This is a genomic window from Wenzhouxiangella marina (assembly GCF_001187785.1).
In the GTDB taxonomy this organism is placed as follows: Bacteria; Pseudomonadota; Gammaproteobacteria; order Xanthomonadales; family Wenzhouxiangellaceae; genus Wenzhouxiangella; species Wenzhouxiangella marina.
On the sequence record NZ_CP012154.1, the window covers coordinates 2,798,520 to 2,819,817 of the forward strand.

A 21,298-nucleotide genomic window follows, 5' to 3' on the forward strand; every position below is an offset into this window, starting at 1 on the left:
TTCAGCGCACCTTCATCGTGGCCAGGCTGAACAGCACCAGCATCACGGCGATGATCCAGAAGCGGACGATCACCTTCGGCTCCGGCCAGCCCTTGAGTTCGAAATGGTGGTGGATCGGCGCCATCCGGAAGATGCGCTTGCCCGTGAGCTTGAAGGAGGCGACCTGCAGGATCACCGACAGGGTCTCGATGACGAAGATGCCCGCCATGACGACGAAGATCAGCTCCTGACGCACGGCCACGGCGATCAGGCCGAGCGCGGCGCCGACGCTGAGCGCGCCGATGTCACCCATGAAGACCTGGGCCGGATAGGTGTTGAACCACAGGAAGCCGAGCCCGGCGCCGGCCAGGGCCGCGCAGAACACGGCCAGCTCGCCCACGCCCGGCACGTAGGCCAGGCCGAGGTAGTCGGCGAAGATCGTATGGCCCGTGGCGTAGGCGAAGATGCCCAAGCCTGCGGCCACGAAGACCGCCGGCATGATCGCCAGGCCGTCCAGGCCATCGGTCAGATTGACCGCATTGGACGAGCCCACGACCACGAAATAAGTCAGCACGATGAAGCCCAGGCCAAGCGGGATGGCCACGTCCTTGAAGAAGGGCACGTACAGGGTGGTCGCGGCCGGCACGTCGGCCGTGGTGTAGAGGAACACGCCCACGGCGAGCGCAGCCAGGGACTGCAGCAGGTACTTCCAGCGCGCCGACAGCCCGGCGCTGTCGCGGTACTTGAGCTTCTTGTAATCGTCGACGAAGCCGATGGCGCCGAAGGCCACGGTCACGAACAGCACGGTCCAGATGTAGCGGTTGTTCAGGTCCGACCACAGCAGGGTGCTGAGCACCAGGGCAATCAGGATCATCGCCCCACCCATGGTCGGCGTGCCGGCCTTGGACTGATGGCTTTCCGGCCCGAGCTCGCGGATCGGCTGGCCGTACTGGCGTCGCACCATGTGGCGGATGAAGAAGGGGCCGATGAGCAGCGACACGGCCATCGCCGTCATCGCCGCCATGACCGTGCGGAAGGTGATGAAGCGGAACAGCGCGATGTCCAGCGCCAGCAGATGTTCGATGATCCAGGCCAGCATCAGTGTTTCTCCCCGATCATGGCGCGGACGATCCGTTCCATGGCGCTGGAACGCGAGCCCTTGACCAGGCAGACCACGTCAGCATGAATGGCGTCGGCCAGGGCGCTCGCCAGGGCTTCGTGGCCCTCGAAATGTTCTGCGCCCGGCCCGAAGGCGCGACTGGCCGCGGCGGCATGGGCACCCAGCGTGAACAGTCGGCGCACGCCCAGATCGGCGGCGGACTGCCCCATCTCGGCGTGCAGCTTGTCGCTGTCCGGGCCCAGCTCGGCCATATCCCCCAGCACCAGCCAGGCCTCGCCCGGCAGCTCGCTGAGCACCTTCAGACCGGCATACAGGGACGCAGGATTGGCGTTGTAGGTGTCGTCGATCAGGGTCCAGCCGGCCTCGCTGCGATGGCTTTCCAGGCGTCCCGGCAGGCTATTGATCGAGGCCAGGCCCGCCGCGATCTCGGCTGCCGGCACGTCGAGGGCAAGGGCGACGGCGGCGGCAGCCGCGGCATTCATCCGATTGTGCTCACCGGCCACCGCCAGGGTGGTTTCGATGCGACCGACCGGGGTGTCCAGATTCAGCCGTCCCGCCGGACCATCCAGCAGGCGCACCTGGGCAGCCTCGGAACGGCCGAAGCTCAGGCGCTGGCAGTGCGCGGCACGGGCCTGCCAGTCCGCGAAGAAGCGATCGTCGGCATTGATCACGGCGACGCCTTCGGCGGGCAGGCTCTCGAACAGCTCGCCCTTGGTGCGGGCCACGCCTTCCAGGCTGCCGAGACGCTCCAGATGGGCCGGTCCGGCATTGGTGACCACACCGACCCGGGGCCGGGCCAGGGCCGCCAGATCGCGGATATCTCCCGCCTGACCGCAGCCCATTTCGATGACTGCGAAGCGGTGCTCGCGCTCCAGGCGACCCAGGGTCACGGGCACGCCCAGTTCGTTGTTGTAGTTGCCGCGGGTGGCCAGGGTTGGACCGACCCGGCTCAGGATGGCGGCGATCATTTCCTTGACCGTGGTCTTGCCGTTGCTGCCGGTCACGCCGACCACGATCACGTCCAGCGCTGCCCGCCAGGCCGCGGCGATCGACTGCAGCGCGACGGCCACGTCCGCGACCTCGATCTGCGGCAGATCGACATCGAGGCGGCGGCTGACCAGGGCCGCCGACGCGCCGGAGCGCGCGGCCGCCTCGACGAAGGCATGGCCATCGACGCGCTCACCGGGCAGGGCCACGAACAGCTCACCGGCCTGCAGCTTGCGGCTGTCCAGGCAGAGACCGCGAATGGCCACGTCCTGACCGCTCATGCGTCCTCCGCAGGCCTGGGTGGCGGCGCTGAGCAACATGTCCATCAGGCGGCCCTCCCGAAGGCGGAGCGAACGGCATCGAGATCGGAAAAGGCATGGCGCTGATCGCCGACCACCTGCTCGGTCTCATGACCCTTGCCGGCAATCAGGATCACGTCTTCGGGCGCGGCCTCGGCCAGGGCCCGGGCAATCGCCTCGGCCCGGTCCAGCAGGACCTGCGCGCGCTCGGGGTGGCGCATGCCGCCCTGGATCGCGCGCACGATGCTCAGGGGGGCTTCGTGGCGCGGGTTGTCATTGGTCAGGATGACCCGGTCGGCCAGGGCTTCGGCGATCCGGCCCATCATCGGGCGCTTCTCGCGATCACGGTCCCCACCGCAGCCGAACACGCACCAAAGGGCGCCGGGCTCCAGGGTCCGCAGGCTCTTCAGGGCCGTTTCGAGAGCATCGGGGGTGTGCGCGTAGTCGATCACGGCCAGGCCACGACCGGCCTGGGCGATCGGCTGCATCCGACCGGGGACGGGACGGAGCGCGGCGATGCGACGAACCAGTTCCTCGGCGCTCAGGCCCCGGGCATCGAGTTCGACGGCCACGATCATCAGGTTGTAGAGGTTGATCTCGCCGAGCAGGCCCGAACGAATCTCGAGGGAAGGGGCTGCGTTCAATCCATGCAGGGTCGCCACCAGACCATCGCGATCGGCGCGCAGCCCTTCGGCATGCACATCCGCGCCCTGCTCCGCCCGTACCGCCAGGGTCCGGAGTCCGCCCGAGCCGGCCAGGCGCTCGGCCAGCTCGCGGCCGAAGGCATCGTCGACATTGATGATCTGGCGCTCGCTGGCGTAGTCCTGGAACAGCCGCGCCTTCGCCTCGCCGTAGGCCTGCAGATCGGCGTGGTAGTCCAGGTGGTCGTGGCCCAGGGTCGTGAAGATCACGGTCCGGAAGCGAAGCCCGGCCAGGCGCTGCTGGTCCAGGGCGTGCGAGGAGGCCTCGAACACGACCGTGCGCTCGCCCGCATCCGCCAGTTCGCTCAGATGACGGTAGACGCTGAACAGGTCGGGGGTGGTGTGCGTTCCGGCACGATGCGCACCCGGACGGCCGATGCCGAGGGTGCCGATCATCGCAGCATCCAGCGCCTGGGCCAGCAGCCAGGCGACAGACGTCTTGCCGTTCGTTCCGGTCACGGCCAGCAGTTCCAGGCGCTCGCAGGGATCGCCCCAGCAGCGTCGAGCCAGCTCGGGCAGCTGCACGGCCAGGTCGTTGACTTCGATCATCGCCAGACCGCGACGGTCCGGCACCGGATGAGCGCCGTCATGCAGCACTGCGACCGCGCCGCGCTCGATGGCCTGGTCGATGAATTCCATGCCGTGGCGGCGGTGACCGGCCAGGGCCACGAAGACGTCACCGGGCTCGGCGCTGCGAGCATCGAGCACGAGCGACGAAAACTCGACGGCCGGCGCGCGGCCCGGCGTGACCAGGCCTTCGAGCAGTCGATCGAGCATGCGCGGGCTGCGGGCCTCAGTCATCGCCGCTCACCTCGGCCTGCACCATCAGCGCATCGAGCTGATCCGGCGGCACGTTGAACAGGCGCAGGCCCGCATCCATGACGCGAGCGAACACGGGCGCGGCCACCTGGCCGCCGTAGTATTCCTCACCGCCCGGATCATTGATGACCACGGTCGCCGCCAGTCGCGGGCGCGAAGCGGGGGCGAAACCGGTGAAACTGGCCACGTAGCGATCGTTGTAGCCGCCACCACCGGCCTTGCGTGAGGTGCCGGTCTTGCCGGCCACGCGGTAGCCCGGGATCGCGGCGCGCGTACCCGTGCCACCGGGCTGGGTGACGGTTTCCATCATCAGCGCCAGCTGGCGGGCGAGTACGGGGTCGAGTACCGACTGGGGTGGATTGTCCGTGTCCAGAACGAAGGTCGGCTGGCGCAGGCGGCCGCCATCGGCGATCGCTGCCGTGGCACGCGTCAGCTGCAGGGGCGTGACCGACAGGCCATAGCCGTAGGCCAGGGTGGCCTGCTCGAGCTTGCGCCAGCGCTCGTAGTCGCGGAGCACGCCGGCCGATTCTCCAGGAAAGCCGGTGCCCGTGACGTTGCCGAAACCGAAGCGCGAATAGACGCCCCAGAGGTGACGGGCGTCCATGCTCAGCACCAGGTCGACGATGCCGACGTTGGAGGACTTGGTCAGCAGGTCGGTGACGGTCAGTTCGCCGTAGTTGCGGACGTCTCGAATCGTATGGCCGGCCACTTCCATGGTGCCCGGCGAGGTATCGACGACCATCTCCGGCGTGGCGATGCCGGCCTCGAGCACGGCGGCCATGGCGAAGGGCTTGATCACCGAGCCCGGCTCGAGCACGTCGGTGACGGCCCGGTTGCGCAGCCCATCGGACACGCCGCGCTCCGGCGCATTGGGGTTGTAGCTGGGGTAGTTGACCATCGCCAGCACCTCGCCGGTGCCGACGTCCATGACCACGATCGAGCCCGAGCGGGCCTCGAATTCCATCACTGCCGCCTTCAGCTCACGGAAGGCCAGGTACTGCAGGCGCCGGTCCAGGGTCAGCTGCAGATCGCGGCCGGGCTGCATCTCGCGCACCAGCTCGACTTCCTGCACCGTTCGTCCGAGACGGTCCTTGATCACGCGCTTGGCGCCGGGCTCGCCCTGCAGCCAGCTGTTGTAAGCGAGCTCCAGGCCTTCCTGGCCGAAGTCATCGATATTGGTGAAACCCAGCACCTGGGCCGTCACGTCGCCGGTCGGGTAGAAGCGGCGGTACTCGCCTTCGAGATGGACGCCCGGAATGCCCAGCGCCATCACGCGCTCGGCCAGATCCGGGTGCACGCGGCGCTCGAGCCAGACGAACTCGCGGCTGGCGCGCTGGGTCAGGCGGCGCTCCAGCTCTTCGGCGGGCATCTCCAATAGGCTCGCCAGCATCGGCAGCTTTTCCGATTCCTGCAGCAGGGTGCCGGGGTGGGCCCAGATCGAATCGACGGGCGTCGACACGGCCAGCGGCTCGCCATGGCGGTCGAGAATGCTGCCCCTGACGGTCGGGATCGCCACCTGGCGCAGGAAGCGGGCCTCGCCCTCGCTCTGCAGGAACTCCGATTCCATCACCTGCAGGTTCACCGCCCGACCGACCAGCACCATGCAGGCCAGCAGCATCACCCCGGCGGTCAGCCAGAGGCGAATGATGCTCTGCGAATGGGGGTTCGGCGCACTCATGGGCGATGCTCCACGGTGGCTTCGGCCCAGGGGGCCTCGATCAGGATGCCGACCCGCTCGGGACGCTCCATGTCCAGCTCGGCGCGGGCCTGACGCTCGATGCGGCCGGACTCGGCCAGCCAGGCCTGCTCGAGCTGGAGCCGGCTCCACTCGACCTTGGCCTGATCGCGCTCTGCCTGCGCCGCCTGCAGAGCGACGAACAGCTCACGCGAGGTGTGGCGCTGCGCCACGACGGCAATCGCCGAGGCCAGCAGGGCAAGCAGCAGCACGATGAACATCGACCAGCGGATCATGCCGGGCCCTCCGCGAGTTTCTCGAGCACGCGCAGGCGCGAACTGCGGGCACGAGGATTGGCAAGCAGTTCGGCCTCTGCGGGCCGAATCAGCTTGCCGATGGTGCGGGCGCGAGGTTTGAAATCGGGGGCCACGGGCAGACGGCGGCTGGCCGGCGGCGCCGAGCACAGGCGCTTGAAGGCCTGCTTGACGCGACGGTCTTCGAGCGAGTGGAAGCTGATCACGGCCAGGCGGCCGCCGGGTGCGAGGACGTCGACGGCCTGCTCGAGGGCGGAATCGAGGGCGCCGAGCTCATCGTTGACGTGAATCCGGATGGCCTGGAAAGTGCGCGTAGCGGGGTGACGGTCCGCAGGTGAAGGCCCTGCGGCCCGGGCGACGATGGCGGCAAGTTGGGCGGTTCGCTCGATCGGCTGTTCCGCTCTGGCCATGACGATGCTCCGTGCGATCCGGCGCGAGAATTTCTCCTCTCCGTACTCGTAAATCACTCGGGCGATTTCGGCTTCCTCGGCCCGCGCCAACCAGTCGGCCGCCGACTCGCCCCGTGCCGGGTTCATGCGCATGTCGAGCGGACCGTCGTCGCGGAAACTGAAACCCCGCTCCGGCGTATCCAGCTGCGGTGAGGACACCCCCACATCCATCAGCAGCGCATCGATCCGGCCGCGCAGACCGAGTTCATCGGCCATGCGCCCCAGCTCGGCAAAATTGCCTTGCCAGATCGTCACCCGCTCATCGCCGGACAGCGTCGAGCGGGCGTGTTCGATGGCCTCCGGGTCCTGGTCGATCACGACCAGGCGCCCTTGCGGCCCGAGCCGGTCCAGCATGGCCCGGCTGTGCCCGCCGCGACCGTAGGTGGCATCCACCACGCGGTCGTCGGGCTCGATCATCAAAGCCTCCAGCGCCGGCCCTAGCAGCACCGGCACATGTTGGGAGTTGCTTGCCATCACCGCCTACAGGACCAGCTGGGCCATCTCGGCGGAGGCCTGCTCCTGGATTTCTTTTTCTTCTTCGATCCGGCGCTGGTTCAGGACGGTCTCGTTCCAGAGTTCGAAACGCTGACCCATGCCCATCATCACCACGCGCTTTTCCAGTCCGGCCACCTGACGAAGCGTCAGCGGCAACAACACCCGTCCGTTGCTGTCGGGCTCCAGCATCGTCGCCGACCCGACGAGTCGGCGCTGAAGGCTTCGATGCGAGGGATTGAAGGTCGACAGGCCCATCACCTGCTCACGCACCCGTTCCCATTCGGGCTCCGGATAGATCCAGAGACAGCCCGCGTCGAAGGCGGAATAGGTCAGCACCAGTTTTCCGTCGCAAGCGGCATCCAGATCCTCGCGATAGCGCGTCGGGATCGCCATGCGACCCTTCGCGTCGAGGTTGATTGCCGTCTCACCGAAAAACACCGATTCCTACTCCGCTCCACTAAAGAACCACTTTTTCCCACAATTTACCACTTGGCGCCACGATAGCCCTCAGGCGCCTCAGTGTCAAGGACCACGGGCGTTTGCGGGAATTGGGGAGTGGGTCACGGAAATGCCCGGGGTGGGCGGAAGGGAGAGGATTCCGGGTTACGGGTTGCGGGCGACTCGATGCCTGGGACATCCGTGCGTCGGGTTGCCCGTGATGCTGGCTACATTGCGCCGTCGGGTTGACGGAGATGTCGGAGGCATGGACCGTCGGGCGCGTGGGCCCGACCTACGGTTCTCCGACATCGTGCCCGGTGCGCCACCGGTGCCGATCAACGGCACCCCGGACCATCGAATGCCCCGCGCCCGACCAACATCGACCATCCGCATCGAAACCCGGCGTAGGTCGGGGCCACGTCCCCGACGGTCCATATCCCAGGCATCTCCGTCAACCCGACGGCGAGATCCGCCAATGGCCATCAAAAACCCGACACACACATCTCGCAGTCGTCAACCGGGTCCCAACGAAACCATCGCAACCGATCGCCAACGGGAACGGGGGCCTCCGCATCCACCTCGTTGCCTGGGACATCCGTGCGTCGGGTTGCCCGTGATGTCTGCAACATTGCGCCGTCGGGTTGACGGAGACGTTTGAAACATGGACCGTCGGGCGCGTGGGCCCGACCTACGGTTCTCCGACATCGTGCCCGGTGCGCCACCGGTGCCGATCAACGGCACCCCGGACCATCGAATGCCCCGCGCCCGACCAACATCGACCATCCGCATCGAAACCCGGCGTAGGTCGGGGCCACGTCCCCGACGGTCCATATCCCAGGCATCTCCGTCAACCCGACGGCGAGATCCGCCAACGGCCACCAAAAAACCCGACACACACATCTCGCAGCCGTCGACCGGGTCCGAACGAAGCCATCGCGGCCGATCGCCAAAGGAACGGGGGGCCTCCGCATCCACCTCGATGCCTGGGACACCCGTGCGTCGGGTTGCCCGCGATGTCTGCAACATTGCGCCGTCGGGTTGACGGAGATGTTTGAAACATGGACCGTCGGGCGCACGCGCGGCCAGTCTCCGGCGCGGCGCTTCTGGCCTGCGGCCAACCGCACCACGCCTCCAACCTGCGCTGGCCCGACCTACGGTTTGCCGACATCGTGCCCGGTGCGCCATCGGCGTCGATCCACGGCACCCCGGACCATCCGAGGCGCCGCGCCCGACCGACATCGAGCCCGCGAATCGCGGCCCGACGGCCGATCAAACGATCCGATAGCAGGGCTCGTAGACTTCGCCGCCGGGGAGCTTCATGCGGTGCTGGGCCACGAAGCGGGTGAGCAGCTGGTCCAGGGCCTCCATGATCTCCGGCTCGCCCTGGATCTGGAACGGGCCGTGCTCGCGGATGGCGCGCACGCCGTTCGGCTTGACGTTGCCGGCGACGATACCGGAGAAGGCCCGGCGCAGATTGGCCGCCAACTCGTGGCGCGGCAGATCACGGGAGATCCGCAGCTCGGACATGGCCTGGTGGGTCGGCTCGAAGGGGCGCTGGAAATCGGGGTCGATCTTCAGCAGCCAGTTGAAGTAGAAGGCGTCATTGACCTGGACGCGGAAGTCCCGCACCCGCTCGATCCCGGCGGTCATCTCGCGCGCCACCGCCACCGGGTCATCGATGATGATCGAATAGAGCTCGCGCGCTTCCTCGCCGAGCGTCAGGCCGATGAAGCGGTCGATTTCCTCGAAGTAGTCGCCTGCCGAGGCCGGGCCGGTGAAGATCAGCGGCAGCGGCATCTCGCGGTTGGCCGGATTGAGCATGACGCCGAGGATGAACAGGATCTCCTCGGCCGTCCCTACCCCGCCCGGGAAGACGACGATGCCGTGACCGATGCGGACGAAGGCCTCCAGACGCTTTTCGATGTCCGGCAGGATGATCAGCTCGTTGACGATCGGGTTGGGGGACTCGGCGGCGATGATGCCCGGCTCGGACACGCCGACATAGTGCCCCGGCAGCGTGCGTTGCTTGGCATGCGCGATGGTCGCGCCCTTCATCGGCCCCTTCATCGCTCCCGGGCCACAGCCCGTGCAGATGTCACGACCCCGCAGGCCGAGCTGGTAGCCGACTTCCTTGGTGTAATCGTATTCTTCACCGCTGATCGAGTGACCGCCCCAGCAGACCACCAGGTTCGGCTCGCGCTGGGCGTCGACGACGCGCGCATTGCGCACGATCTCGAAGACGGCATTGGTCACGCCTTCGCTGTCGCTGAGATCGAAGTAGGGATTGGGGTGGATCTCGGTCTCGAAATAGACGATGTCCCGCACCACGGCCGACAGCAGCTCGCGAATCCCGTGGATCATCTTGCCGTCGACGAAAGCACAGGCCGGCGCGTTCTGCAGATCGATCCGCATGCCGCGATTGACCTGATGCACCTGGATCTGGAAATCGTGGTACTTGGCCAGCATGGCCTCGGCATCGTCACCCTGCTCGCCCGAATTCAGCACCGCGAGCGCACAGCGACGCAGCACTTCCCCCATTTCTTCCGAGGCGTTGGACAGGCGCGCGACTTCCTCGCGCGAGAGCATGTTGAGGGCACCAGCGGGATAGACCGAGGTCGTCACCCGATCGGACTGGCAACTCGGCGTGGTCTGCATTTCGGCTTGAGAATCCATGTCTTTACTTGTCATTGTTGTTCGAGGTAAGCGATCAAGAGTAAAACAAATCCGGGCTGAAGGCACAGTCAATTTCTGCTGTTCGATCGGATGGCGTGGGCACCCCGCATGACCGGATGCCCGGGGTCGAAGGGTGCCATCGCGGCCGCCCGCACCCGTTGGCCAAGGGAAACCGGCGGCCTCCAGATCACCTCGATTACTGCAACGTCTGCGCGTCGGGTTGCCCGCCATGTCCGGGGCATTGCGCCGTCGGGTTGACGGAGATATTGGATGCATGAACCGTCGGGAGCGTAGCCCGGAGGCAAGGAGCGGTTTGCCGCAGGCAAGAAGCGCCTTGGTGCAGGGCGGCCACGCGTGTGAGCCCGACCTACGGTTCCTTCACCATCGGGAGCCTCGCGCCGTCGCATGCCCATGGATTTCGGCAATATCCGTGCGTCGGGTTCTCCGGGGTGCCTGGAACATTGCGTCGTCGGGTTGAAGGAGACCTCGGATGCATGGACTACGGTTTCTCCGGCACCGTGCCCAGTGCGCCACTGTGGTCGATCAACGGCATCCCGGATCATCGGATGCCCCGCGCCCGACCAACATCGACCATCCGCATCGAAACCCTGCGTAGGTCGGCCCCACGCGGCCGACGGTCAATGTCGCAGGCATCTCCGTCAACCCGACCGCGAGATGCGCCAACCACCTCCAAAAACCCGACACACAAATCTCGCAGCCGTCACCCGCGCCCGAACGAAGCCATCGCGGCCGCCCGCAACCGATCGCCAAGGAAAACGGGTGGCCACCAATTCCACACCCCACAAAAGAAAACGGCCAGCGCGAGGCTGGCCGTTTCCGGTCTGACGGTTTGAGCTTCGATCAGAAATCGTAGCGCAGGGTCAGACGGATTTCGTAGATCGAGCGACTTGCAGAGGTGAAGTCGACCGGATCGTTATCGAAATCGTTGTAGCGGTAGACGCAGTCCGACGCGCTCTGGCAGACCGTGCGCGGATCGTCACCACGCAGGGCCGGAGCACCGTCCACGCCCAGGGCGTTCAGGTCGGCCACCGAGATCAAGTCAGCCTGGACGATGTTGGCCTGGCCGAAGCTCGGGCCATCGTCCCAACGACCCCAATCGCTGTCGATCAGGTTCAGGACGTTGTCGATGTCGAGAATCAGCTTGAAGCGATTGTCGCCAATGAAACGGTCCAGACCCGGGATGCCCGGCAGTTCCTGCTGGATACGCAGATCCCAGACGCTGTTCCAGGCCGAGCGATTCGAGTACGGGTCGTGGATCTGACCGGTCGAAATGCCGTTCTGGTTGACGTAGTTGAAGAAGCCTTCCACGTCGAAGCCGGAACCGTAGACCACCAGCGGATCGTTACCCGGGCTCGGGATGTAGAGCGGGCTGTTGTCGAACGGGCTCTCACCGGCACCGGCGCGACCGAACAGGGCGTTCGAAGAGCTGATGTCGAAGGCCGTGCTCCACTGGTCGCCGCTCAGGAACTGACCGAACAGGTCGAAGCGGGTGCTCAGATCACCGATGAAGGTGTTCTCGTAGCCCAGAGCGATCTTGAAGGCATGCTCGGTCTGGAACGGCGACACGGTCGGATCCGGGTTGTTGCGATCCGTGGTGTACAGCGAACGCCAGTTCGAGATACCGCGCGACGAGGTGCCCGGGGTCGGGGACTCGACGTCCTGGTAAGCGTAGCTGATGTCGAAGTTGAAGCCGTTGTCGAACACCTTGGCCAGCTGCAGGGTGAAGGTGTGCGACTCGGCACCGTCGACGTTGCCCAGCTCGGTCAGGTTGATGATGTCCAGATCGTTCAGATCGGCATAGATCACACGACCGTCCGGAGCCACACCGGTCGGCAGGGCATCGGCCAGGTTGGTCTGGGCCAGGTTGCGCCAGGTGAAGCCGTCACGCGAACGGGTGTACAGGTACTGGGCGGAGAACAGGTAGTTGTTGCCCCAGTCCATGCCGAAGAAATCATTGATGTCGAAGCTCCGCTCGAAACGCAGCGAGGCCTTCCAGTCCGACGGGGTTTCGAAGTCGTCGGCAATGTAGTCGATCGGCACGCCGGAGCCACCGTTGGCAACCGCTGCGATCAGCTCGGCCGGGACGTTGAAGATATCGGCATTGGTGACATTGCGCGAACGGGCGAAGTTGGTCAGCGGCTGGAAGGCGTTGGAGGTCCAGACCTTCGGATCGCCACCGGCGAACAGACCGAAGCCGCCGCTGATGGTGGTGCGGGCCCACGGCTGCCACAGGAAGCCGACGCGCGGCATGATCAGATCATTGCCGTCGAGGTTGTTCGAGCTGTCGACGCCGTAGGTGTCGAAGATTTCCTGGCTGAAGGCCGGGGAATCGCTCTGGTCGAAGCGCTCGTAGCGCAGACCATAGCTCAGTTCGAAGTCCGGCGTGACCGCCCAGCGATCCTGCACGAAGAAGGTCAGCTTGTTGTAGCCCCACTCGGAGGCGCCATCGTTGACGTTGTTCGACGGCACGTTGACGTAGTCGACGAAAGCCGGGGTGCGGTTCAGCAGCTGCTGCGGGGTTTCGAAGACGAAACGACCGTTGGAGCTGGCCAGGAACAGGTTGAACAGGTTGTACTCTTCGTACTCGGCACCGAAGGTCAGGACGTGGTCGCCGAAGAAGTAGTCACCGGAAGCGAAGATCTGCAGACGGTCGTCTTCGAAGACGTTGGCGTGACGGAAGCGGTCGCAACCCAGGATGAAGGCGCCACCCTGGTCTTCGCCCAGCAGACCTTCGAACGGCGTGCCGACCAGGTCAGCCTGCTGCCAGTCGTCCAGCTCGAAGGCACCGACGCCGGCACCGGCGCGGCAGTTCTGACCACGAGAGAACTCCTTGTAGTTGATGCGGAGCGTGGTCGAGAAGTTGTAGGTCCAGTCGGAGAACAGCTGAGCCGTGTAGGCTTCCAGATCCACCGGAATGTCGTACCAGGCCGAGACGAACTCGCCGGCGCCGACGCTGGTACCGGTTTCTTCCGTGCTCTGGTAGGTGAAGGACGCGCGGTGGTCGTAGTTGATGTTCCAGTCGACCTTGGCCAGCAGACGCTCGGAGGTCTCCGGAATCTGCGAAGCAGCCGGACGGCCCTGGGCGTTGAAGCCATACAGGTCCTGGACCACGTTGGTCACGGTGGTGAAGAAGGCCGGATCGATCTGGTTGTCGCTGTCGAAGCGAGCGAAGTCAACCGGAGAGCTGGTGTCGTACTCATCGTAGGAGAGGAGGAAGAACAGGCGGTCCTTGATGATCGGACCGCTGACGAAGAAGCCGTACTCTTCTTCTTCGAACTCGCCCGCGTTGAAGCGACCGCCGTCGTAGTCGTCGCCGATGAAGCTGTCGTCCTGGTAGGCGTAGTAGATCGAGCCGTCGAACTCGTTGCTACCGGACTTGGTCACGACGTTGACCAGACCGCCGGTGAAGCCGGAGGTGGTCACGGAGTAGTCGGAGGCGACCAGGGTGGCCGACTCGATGACGTCCAGGTTGATGGGCGAACGCGCGGTGGCGTAGGTGTTGCTGCCCAGACCGAAATCGTCCTGCTGCAGGGAGCCGTCGATGGACAGACCGTTGAAGCGCGGGTTGGTACCGGCGACGGTCAGCTCACCCGTGGAGTCGGAGTTGGCCAGCGGATCACGGGCGATCGTCTTCAGGACGTCACGCTCGGTGGTCGGCATGTTGGCGATGTCGCGCGCGGAGTAGGTCGAACCCACACCGTTGTTCAGCTCGACAGCGGCCGGCAGGGCCACGGAGGTAACGGTGATGGCGTCCAGGTCCGCCGTGTCGCCTTCGAGGACGAAGCGGAACGGATCCTGCGAACCCGGCTGCAGGAAGATCTCGTCGAGATCGCTGCCGCGGTAGTCGTCAGCGGTGACGGTGATGCGGTAGGGACCACCGACACGCAGACCGCTCTGGAAGAACTGGCCCGACGGACCCGTTTCCGCGGTGCTGACGGTGCCGGAGGGAACGTGGACGATCTCCACGACGGCATTGGCGATGCCTTCCCCGCTCTGGTCAGTGACCTGACCACGGATGTTTGAGGAGGTGACCTGTGCCATGGCGCTGACTGCGAAAAGCAGGCTGAGCAGCGCGAATGACAGCGAAGACACCGTCCAGGCCGTTAATCCTCTTGAGGATCCGAAGGATTTCATGAACGTCTCCATACAAATTTTTGGCGTGACAAGCGGTAAAGCGGGCAATCCCCAGGGTCGCTGGAACTCCCCTCTGGCATGACTCATCCATCGAGCACTGATCCAGTCCGACCAGTGTAGGGATAAGTCATTACGCCCATATTACACGAATTTAACATCCCCCGTCGCGCCGAAAGCGGCCCGGAAGGCCGTTATTTGACGCACATCACGGGATTTTCCGAGGGCTCCGCGAGCATTGCCTTTCTTGGCGGGGCTCCAGCGCCGATGACAGGACGCGCGAAAACCGGAAAATCTCGATCAGGGCCTTGCTGCCCCGAGAATCCTTCCGCTATAATGGCGAGCTTCGTCGGGGTGTAGCTCAGCCTGGTAGAGCACTGTCTTCGGGAGGCAGGGGCCGGAGGTTCAAATCCTCTCACCCCGACCAGTATCACGATGGTCGGCCCCAAACGACGCGGAAAGCCCGGCAGGTTCGCCTGCCGGGCTTTCTTTTTGTCTGCGATCTTCACCGCGACGTTCGAGAGCCGAGCATCCGTGCCTGGGGTTCTCCGCGCCCGACCAACATCGACCCCGCAAACCGAAACCCGGCGTAGGTCGGGGCCACGTCCCCGACGGTCCATATCCCAGGCATCTCCGCCAACCCGACGGCGAGATCCGCCAACGGCCATCAAAAACCCGACACACACATCTTGCCGCCGTCAACCGGGTCCGAACGAAGCCATCGCAACCGATCGCCAATGGAACGGCTGGCCTCCGCATCCACCTCGTTGCCTGGGACATCCGTGCGTCGGGCTGCCAGTGATGTCTGCAACATTGCGCCGTCGGGTTGACGGAGATGCCTGGGATATGGACCGTCGGGCGCACGCGCGGCCAGTCTCCGGCGCGGCGCTTCTGGCCTGCGGCCAACCGCACCACGCCTCCAACCTGCGCTGGCCCGACCTACGGTTTGCCGACACCGTGCTCGGTGCGCCACCGTTGCCGATCAACGGCACCCCGGACCATCGGATGCCCCGCGCCCGACCAACATCGACCCCGCAAATCGAAACCCGGCGTAGGTCGGGGCCACGTCCCCGACGGTCCATGTCGCTGGCTTCTCCGTCAACCCGACGGCGAGATCCGCCAACGGCCATTAAATGCCCGACACACACATCTCGCCGCCGTCGACCGGCTCCCAACGAAGCCATCGCGGCCGATCGCCAACGGGAACGGGTGGCCTCCGTATCCACCTCGATGCCTGGGACATCCGTCCGTCGGGTTGTCCGTGATGTCTGCAACATTGCGCCGTCGGGTTGACGGAGATGCCTGGGATATGGACCGTCGGGCGCACGCGCGGCCAGTCTCCGGCGCGGCGCTTCTGGCCTGCGGCCAACCGCACCACGCCTCCAACCTGCGCTGGCCCGACCTACGGTTTGCCGACACCGTGCTCGGTGCGCCACCGTTGCCGATCAACGGCACCCCGGACCATCGGATGCCCCGCGCCCGACCAACATCGACCCTGCAAATCGATACCCGGCGTAGGTCGGGGCCACGTCCCCGACGGTCCATATCCCAGGCATCTCCGCCAACCCGACGGCGAGATCCGCCAACGGCCACCAAAAACCCGACACACACATCTCGCCGCCGTCAACCGGGTCCCAACGAAGCCATCGCGACCGATCGCCAACGGAACGGGGGCCTCCGCATCCACCTCGATGCCTGGGACATCCGTCCGTCGGGTTGTCCGTGATGTCCGGGACATTGCGCCGTCGAGTTGACGGAGATTTCGGATGCATGGACCGTCGGGCGCACGCGCGGCCAGTCTCCGGCGCGGCGCTTCTGGCCTGCGGCCAACCGCACCACGCCTCCAACCTGCGCTGGCCCGACCTACGGTTTGCCGACATCGTGCCCCGGTGCGCCACCGGTACCAATCAACGGCACCCCGGACCATCCGAGGCGCCGCGCCCGACCAACTTCGACCCTGCAAATCGAAACCCTGCGTAGGTCGGGGCCACGTCCCCGACGGTCCATGTCGCTGGCTTCTCCGTCAATTCGACGGCGAGATAAGCCAACGGCCATTAAATGCCCGACACACACATCTCGCCGCCGTCGACCGGCTCCCAACGAAGCCATCGCAACCGATCGCCAACGGAACGGCTGGCCTCCGCATCCACCTCGATGCCTGGAACATCCGTGCGTCGGGTTGCCCGTGATGTCTGCAACATTGCGCCGTCGGGTTGACGGAGATGCCTGGGATATGGACCGTCGGGCGCACGCGCGGCCAGTCTCCGGCGCGGCGCTTCTGGCCTGCGGCCAACCGCACCACGCCTCCAACCTGCGCTGGCCCGACCTACGGTTTGCCGACACCGTGCTCGGTGCGCCACCGTTGCCGATCAACGGCACCCCGGACCATCGGATGCCCCGCGCCCGACCAACATCGACCCCGCAAATCGAAACCCGGCGTAGGTCGGGGCCACGTCCCCGACGGTCCATGTCGCTGGCTTCTCCGTCAACCCGACGGCGAGATCCGCCAACGGCCATTAAATGCCCGACACACACATCTCGCCGCCGTCGACCGGCTCCCAACGAAGCCATCGCGGCCGATCGCCAACGGGAACGGGTGGCCTCCGTATCCACCTCGATGCCTGGGACATCCGTCCGTCGGGTTGTCCGTGATGTCCGGGACATTGCGCCGTCGAGTTGACGGAGATTTCGGATGCATGGACCGTCGGGCGCGTGGGCCCGACCTACGGTTTGCCGACATCGTGCCCGGTGCGCCACCGTTGCCGATCAACGGCACCCCGGACCATCGGATGCCCCGCGCCCGACCAACATCGACCCTGCAAATCGATACCCGGCGTAGGTCGGGGCCACGTCCCCGACGGTCCATATCCCAGGCATCTCCGCCAACCCGACGGCGAGATCCGCCAACGGCCACCAAAAACCCGACACACACATCTCGCCGCCGTCAACCGGGTCCCAACGAAGCCATCGCGACCGATCGCCAACGGAACGGCTGGCCTCCGCATCCACCTCGATGCCTGGGACATCCGTCCGTCGGGTTGTCCGTGATGTCCGGGACATTGCGCCGTCGAGTTGACGGAGATTTCGGATGCATGGACCGTCGGGCGCGTGGGCCCGACCTACGGTTTCCCGGCGTCGTGCCGCGTTCAGCCCCGTTGCCGTAGCTTTTCCCAGAATTTCAGGCGTTTGACGATTTCGCGTTCGAAGCCGCGTTCGGGCGGCTGGTAGAAGCGTTCGCGCTGCATCTCGTCGGGGAAGTAGTTCTGGCCGGAGAAGCCCTGCTCCGTGTCGTGGTCATAGGCATAGCCGTCGCCATAGCCCAGGTCCTTCATCATGCCGGTGGGCGCATTGAGGATGTGCTTGGGCGGCATCAGGGAGCCGGTGCGCCCAGCGGTCTTCCAGGCCGACTTCTGCGCCCGGTACAGGGCATTGGACTTGGGCGCGGTGGCCAGGTAGACCACCGCCTGGGCGATCGCCAGCTCACCCTCGGGCGAGCCCAGCACCTCGAAAGCCTCGCGAGCGGCCAGGGCCTGAGTCAGGGCATTGGGATCGGCCAGACCGATATCCTCGGAGGCAAAGCGAATCAGCCGCCGCGCCACATAGAGCGGGTCCTCGCCACCGGCGAGCATGCGCGCCAGCCAGTACAGGGCCGCATCGGCATCCGAGCCGCGCATGGACTTGTGCAGGGCCGAGATCAGGTTGTAATGCTCGTCCCGGTCCTTGTCATAGGCAGCCGCACGGCGCTGGACCAGACGCATCAGGGCATCCGGGCCGATCGCTTCCTCGCCCTCGCCCACCAGATCGAAGATCGCCTCGACCATATTGAGCAGGTAGCGACCATCGCCATCCGCCATCGCCCGCAGCAGCGCCCTCGCCTCCGCATCCAGCGGCAGCTCGCGCTCGCTCAGGCGCTCGGCCCGCCCCAGCAGGCGATCCAGGGCCGCGTCGTCCAGGCGCTTGAGCACCAGCACCTGCATCCGCGATAGCAGGGCCGCGTTCAACTCGAAGCTCGGGTTCTCGGTCGTGGCCCCGACCAGGGTGATGGTGCCGTCCTCGACGTGCGGCAGGAAGCTGTCCTGCTGCGAACGATTGAAACGATGGATCTCGTCAACGAACAGCAGGGTCCGACGACCGTTCTGGCGCCGCAGCCGCGCAGCCTCGAAGATCTTCTTCAGCTCCGCCACGCCGGAGAAGATCGCCGAGATCTGGACGAACTCCAGATCGCCCACATCGGCCAATAGCCTCGACAGGGTGGTCTTGCCGGTGCCCGGTGGCCCCCAGAACACCAGGGAGCTCACGCGGCCGGCCTCCACCATGCGCCGCAGTGGACCCGAGTCGCCGAGCAGATGATCCTGACCAACGACGTCATCGAATCCCTTCGGCCGCAGGCGATCGGCCAGGGGGGCGTCGTCAGCCGACGATTCGATGTCCGATGCGAAGAGATCGTTCATGGCCCGCCATGCTACCGCGTCCAGCCCGGCCATGGCGTGCCGCGCCGGACCAGGCTGCGAGTCTGGGGGTGCGGTCTGGACCTCCGAATGTGACAGCGCAGCGTTGGAGCAGGCGCCCTGCCCCGCCCGAGCCCCCCGGAACCGCGGTGCGGCCCGGGATGCTCGTGACGACTGCCACCAGGCGGGCGTTCAGCGCCGCAATGCAACGGCGCCGAAAAGGCCGAGACTTACCTGCCCGGCTGGTTGCCGCTCAGGCGCAGGGTGGGGTCACCGAGGAGCGTCCAGTTGGTGACCAGATCGTTCATATGCAGTTCGGCCGCATGGATTCTCGCCTGCTGGATCGCTCCGCCCAGCGTGTCGCCGGCCACGAGCCCCTCGAGCACCGTGCGCATGAAGATCTCGTTCTGCAGGTAGTTCGACAGGGTCGCGGCGCCGTGGACGGCCACCGCCCCGTTGGTCGCAGCCACCGGCACACCCGAGGTGTCGACCTCGAACCCGTTCATCAGACGGTGGGCCAGGGTCTCGCTGAACGGCGAGGTGAAGTAGCTGGTGTAGCAGGCGGCCGTACTGATCAGGGTCGGAAGGCCCTGGTTGCCGAGCTCAGCGACGTCACCGGAGGTCAGGATGCCCTGGAACGACCACAGGGTCGGCGAGCCGTGCCCGGAGAACCCGGTCAGGGTCCGGCCATTCTCGAGCGCCTGGAACAATTGCTGACGGGCCAGATCGGGCGTTCCGCCCTCGTCGATGATCTCCTCGAAGAAGATGCGGTCGATGTTGCCTTCGGGCCAGCCGGTGCCGCGCAGGATGTCGAGCATGCGCTCGGCCTGGTTCGAGAAGGGCTGAATCTTCGGATCGTTCTCGTCCGTCAGCCAGACCGCCGACCGATCGGCAGCGAGGCGGCCCTCCCAGTCGAACACCTTCTGCACGCTGACCCGCAGATCATCGAGGGTGCGTACCGGCCAGCGACCCAGTGCGAGATCCGACAAGCCGTCGCCGTCGAGATCGGCAAGTCGTGCGTCACTCGGGGTGTGGGAAACGTAGCTGGTGCCCGCGTAATGGGTCGGGATGAAGCTCAGGCTGCCGAGCTCGTAGCGATCACGATAGTCGTAGCTGTCGCCGCCCACCAGCAGGACGTGCGAGACCTTCGAGCTCGAAAGCGCATCGACCAGGAAGTGGTTGACGGCGCCAGGCAGCGGCATGCCGCCACCGTAGTGCAGCTGGATGTCGGTGATGTCGACCACCGACACCGTCCATCCGCCCTGCTGACGATGCGCGACGTAGTCGTTGAGCGGGTGCGAGTCGCTCGGATCGGCCGGCAGGAAGGCGGGATGCACGATCAGCAGCAGCTCACCCAGGCCCGAAGCCAGGTCGGCCGACTCGACGCCACCGATCAGCGTCGGCTGGACGAAGGCATCGCTCGTCGACACCCAGTAGGCCGGATCAGCCGCATCGCGCTCGGACAACAGCGGGAATTCGGCGACTTCGCGACCCACGGCAGTCACGGGAATTTCGAAGAGCGACTCGCCATCCCAACCGAAGGCATGCATCGAGCCGGTCCGACGGAAGCCGTCGACCCGCAGACCCTGATCACTCGCGGTGACGAGAGGCTCCGCGATGTACAGCGCATTGCCCTTGGCGCGCATGGCCACCGGGTAGCTCAGGGACACCGAGTCGAGCAGGCTGTGGCTGATGACCTCCAGACCGCCCGGCGAGACCACCGTCACCGTGTTCTCGCCCTGGAAGAAACGATCCCCCGGCACGTCGATGTCGATCAGCTGAGTGGTCTGGCCATCGAAGAAGTAATCCTCGAATTCCTCGCCGTTGACGAACACCTGGATGCGGTGATTGGGGCTGGCAGGCATGTCCGTCAGGCCGGCGATCCGGACGCGGACGCGCGCTGTCATGTCACGGCGCATCTCGCCGCCGACCTCGAAGCTCGCGTTGTAGCGGTTCGCGCTACTGCTGTTGGACCGGAGCCGGTACATGAACCACGGATCCGGGTTGGCGTTGAAGGGGCTGTAGGTCGCGTCCTCCTCGACCGTCTGGACCGCGTAGTGAAGATCCGAGAAGCGGGTCGGCCGATCACCGAGGCGATCTAGAGGCCGGGCCGACAGCGCGGCCTCGGGACGAAGCTCGACCCGATACACGTACTCGTCGATATAGAGCGAATCGGGCGCATCGGGCAGCTCACCCCAGAACAGGATGGCGCGCTCACGAGCCACGCTGCTGCCGCGGCGATTCCCCGAGGTGGTCGTCGACAGGACGCGGGGCACCGGCACGCCGTTGCGCGTGACCGCGATGTCGTCGACTCTCACGCCGGTCAGATCCAGGCCCGCCTGGCGGAGCGTCTCGAAGCTGATCTGCTGCATGCCCGGCTGGCTGACCTTGAAGTCCACCGCGCTCACCGTCGCGCGCGCGCCCGCCGTCTCGCGGCGCCAGGCGTTTCCAATCGCGCGATAACCACGCCCGCGCATGCGATTTTCCGCCGCCTGACGGATCGGCGTCCAATCGATCTGATCGGCGTCGTTTTCGCGCCCGAAGGCACCGCCGACGCGGAAGTAGCCGTACATCTCTTCGGCGCCGAAGTTATCCACCGCCGTGATGACCAGGTCACCGATCTCGCCGCGGCTCACGCCACGGATCACTTCCGTGTAGTGCTGCGGCTCGACGATGCCCTCGGCTTTCGAGGGGATCATCTCCGGCGTCAGTAGCTCGAGACCGCCGCCACGCGTCACACCCCAGACGT

Annotated in this window: 13 protein-coding genes and 1 tRNA gene; 3 read left to right on the forward strand and 11 right to left on the reverse strand. The window is 65.9% G+C overall.

Annotated elements, in window-relative coordinates; translation table 11 throughout:
- Position 1 precedes the first annotated feature (1 nt).
- From mraY to WM2015_RS12030, 9 genes are all read right to left on the reverse strand, one after another.
- Positions 2 to 1,078: a phospho-N-acetylmuramoyl-pentapeptide-transferase gene (mraY, locus tag WM2015_RS11990; protein ID WP_049726267.1), complete on the reverse strand. Its 1,077-nt coding sequence runs from the start codon at positions 1,076 to 1,078 to the stop codon at positions 2 to 4.
- Positions 1,078 to 2,412: a UDP-N-acetylmuramoyl-tripeptide--D-alanyl-D-alanine ligase gene (locus WM2015_RS11995; RefSeq protein WP_082169698.1), complete on the reverse strand. Its 1,335-nt coding sequence runs from the start codon at positions 2,410 to 2,412 to the stop codon at positions 1,078 to 1,080. Before WM2015_RS11995 ends, mraY begins: the two co-directional genes overlap by 1 nt.
- Complete coding sequence (locus tag WM2015_RS12000) at positions 2,412 to 3,887, reverse strand: UDP-N-acetylmuramoyl-L-alanyl-D-glutamate--2,6-diaminopimelate ligase (protein ID WP_049726268.1); 1,476 nt, start codon at positions 3,885 to 3,887, stop codon at positions 2,412 to 2,414. Before WM2015_RS12000 ends, WM2015_RS11995 begins: the two co-directional genes overlap by 1 nt.
- Positions 3,880 to 5,583, reverse strand: a complete 1,704-nt coding sequence (locus WM2015_RS12005) for a peptidoglycan D,D-transpeptidase FtsI family protein (RefSeq protein WP_049726269.1) — start codon at positions 5,581 to 5,583, stop codon at positions 3,880 to 3,882. Before WM2015_RS12005 ends, WM2015_RS12000 begins: the two co-directional genes overlap by 8 nt.
- Complete coding sequence (gene ftsL, locus WM2015_RS12010) at positions 5,580 to 5,876, reverse strand: cell division protein FtsL (protein WP_049726270.1); 297 nt, start codon at positions 5,874 to 5,876, stop codon at positions 5,580 to 5,582. The genes WM2015_RS12005 and ftsL overlap by 4 nt, the downstream gene beginning before the upstream one ends.
- Positions 5,873 to 6,817 (reverse strand): 16S rRNA (cytosine(1402)-N(4))-methyltransferase RsmH, encoded by a 945-nt coding sequence (gene rsmH, locus WM2015_RS12015; protein WP_049726271.1) that lies wholly within the window; start codon positions 6,815 to 6,817, stop codon positions 5,873 to 5,875. Before rsmH ends, ftsL begins: the two co-directional genes overlap by 4 nt.
- Before the next feature lie 6 nt (positions 6,818 to 6,823).
- Positions 6,824 to 7,276, reverse strand: coding sequence for a division/cell wall cluster transcriptional repressor MraZ (gene mraZ / locus WM2015_RS12020; RefSeq protein ID WP_082169699.1), 453 nt, complete (start codon positions 7,274 to 7,276; stop codon positions 6,824 to 6,826).
- A gap of 1,269 nt (positions 7,277 to 8,545) precedes the next feature.
- Positions 8,546 to 9,949 (reverse strand): nucleotide 5'-monophosphate nucleosidase PpnN, encoded by a 1,404-nt coding sequence (ppnN, locus tag WM2015_RS12025; protein WP_260319138.1) that lies wholly within the window; start codon positions 9,947 to 9,949, stop codon positions 8,546 to 8,548.
- A gap of 861 nt (positions 9,950 to 10,810) precedes the next feature.
- Entirely contained in the window at positions 10,811 to 14,011 is a 3,201-nt protein-coding gene (locus tag WM2015_RS12030; protein ID WP_169751167.1) for a TonB-dependent receptor, read from the reverse strand.
- Between WM2015_RS12030 and WM2015_RS16065 the strand changes: the two genes are divergently transcribed.
- Together WM2015_RS16065 and WM2015_RS12035 are read left to right on the forward strand one after the other, a co-directional pair.
- Positions 14,010 to 14,186 (forward strand): hypothetical protein, encoded by a 177-nt coding sequence (locus WM2015_RS16065; protein ID WP_169751168.1) that lies wholly within the window; start codon positions 14,010 to 14,012, stop codon positions 14,184 to 14,186. The genes WM2015_RS12030 and WM2015_RS16065 overlap by 2 nt on opposite strands.
- Before the next feature lie 265 nt (positions 14,187 to 14,451).
- Positions 14,452 to 14,528: transfer RNA gene (locus tag WM2015_RS12035), tRNA-Pro, on the forward strand.
- A 2,719-nt stretch (positions 14,529 to 17,247) separates the two neighbouring features.
- Here WM2015_RS12035 and WM2015_RS12040 read toward each other — a convergent pair.
- Together WM2015_RS12040 and WM2015_RS16420 are read right to left on the reverse strand one after the other, a co-directional pair.
- Positions 17,248 to 18,552 carry a replication-associated recombination protein A gene (locus WM2015_RS12040; RefSeq protein ID WP_049726273.1) on the reverse strand — a complete coding sequence of 435 codons (1,305 nt, stop codon included), beginning with the start codon at positions 18,550 to 18,552 and terminating at the stop codon, positions 17,248 to 17,250.
- Between the two features lie 227 nt (positions 18,553 to 18,779).
- On the reverse strand, positions 18,780 to 20,921 hold the full coding sequence (locus tag WM2015_RS16420; RefSeq protein ID WP_425425144.1) for a C25 family cysteine peptidase: 2,142 nt from the start codon (positions 20,919 to 20,921) through the stop codon (positions 18,780 to 18,782).
- Between WM2015_RS16420 and WM2015_RS16425 the strand changes: the two genes are divergently transcribed.
- A complete protein-coding gene (locus tag WM2015_RS16425; protein ID WP_425425145.1) occupies positions 20,889 to 21,263 on the forward strand; it encodes a hypothetical protein in 375 nt (124 codons plus the stop codon). The genes WM2015_RS16420 and WM2015_RS16425 overlap by 33 nt on opposite strands.
- Positions 21,264 to 21,298: the final 35 nt, after the last annotated feature.

What these genes read in the sequence shown, in the direction of transcription:
- WM2015_RS12005 (WP_049726269.1), bottom strand. Translation starts at nt 5,583, where the DNA reads ATGAGTGCGCCGAACCCCCATTCGCAGAGCATCATTCGCCTCTGGCTG.
- WM2015_RS16420 (WP_425425144.1), bottom strand. Translation starts at nt 20,921, where the DNA reads ATGCAGCAGATCAGCTTCGAGACGCTCCGCCAGGCGGGCCTGGATCTG.
- WM2015_RS11995 (WP_082169698.1), bottom strand. Translation starts at nt 2,412, where the DNA reads ATGGACATGTTGCTCAGCGCCGCCACCCAGGCCTGCGGAGGACGCATG.
- ftsL (WP_049726270.1), bottom strand. Translation starts at nt 5,876, where the DNA reads ATGATCCGCTGGTCGATGTTCATCGTGCTGCTGCTTGCCCTGCTGGCC.
- mraY (WP_049726267.1), bottom strand. Translation starts at nt 1,078, where the DNA reads ATGCTGGCCTGGATCATCGAACATCTGCTGGCGCTGGACATCGCGCTG.
- WM2015_RS12030 (WP_169751167.1), bottom strand. Translation starts at nt 14,011, where the DNA reads ATGGCACAGGTCACCTCCTCAAACATCCGTGGTCAGGTCACTGACCAG.
- WM2015_RS12040 (WP_049726273.1), bottom strand. Translation starts at nt 18,552, where the DNA reads ATGAACGATCTCTTCGCATCGGACATCGAATCGTCGGCTGACGACGCC.
- WM2015_RS16065 (WP_169751168.1), top strand. Translation starts at nt 14,010, where the DNA reads ATGGCGCTGACTGCGAAAAGCAGGCTGAGCAGCGCGAATGACAGCGAA.
- WM2015_RS12000 (WP_049726268.1), bottom strand. Translation starts at nt 3,887, where the DNA reads ATGACTGAGGCCCGCAGCCCGCGCATGCTCGATCGACTGCTCGAAGGC.
- rsmH (WP_049726271.1), bottom strand. Translation starts at nt 6,817, where the DNA reads ATGGCAAGCAACTCCCAACATGTGCCGGTGCTGCTAGGGCCGGCGCTG.
- ppnN (WP_260319138.1), bottom strand. Translation starts at nt 9,949, where the DNA reads ATGGATTCTCAAGCCGAAATGCAGACCACGCCGAGTTGCCAGTCCGAT.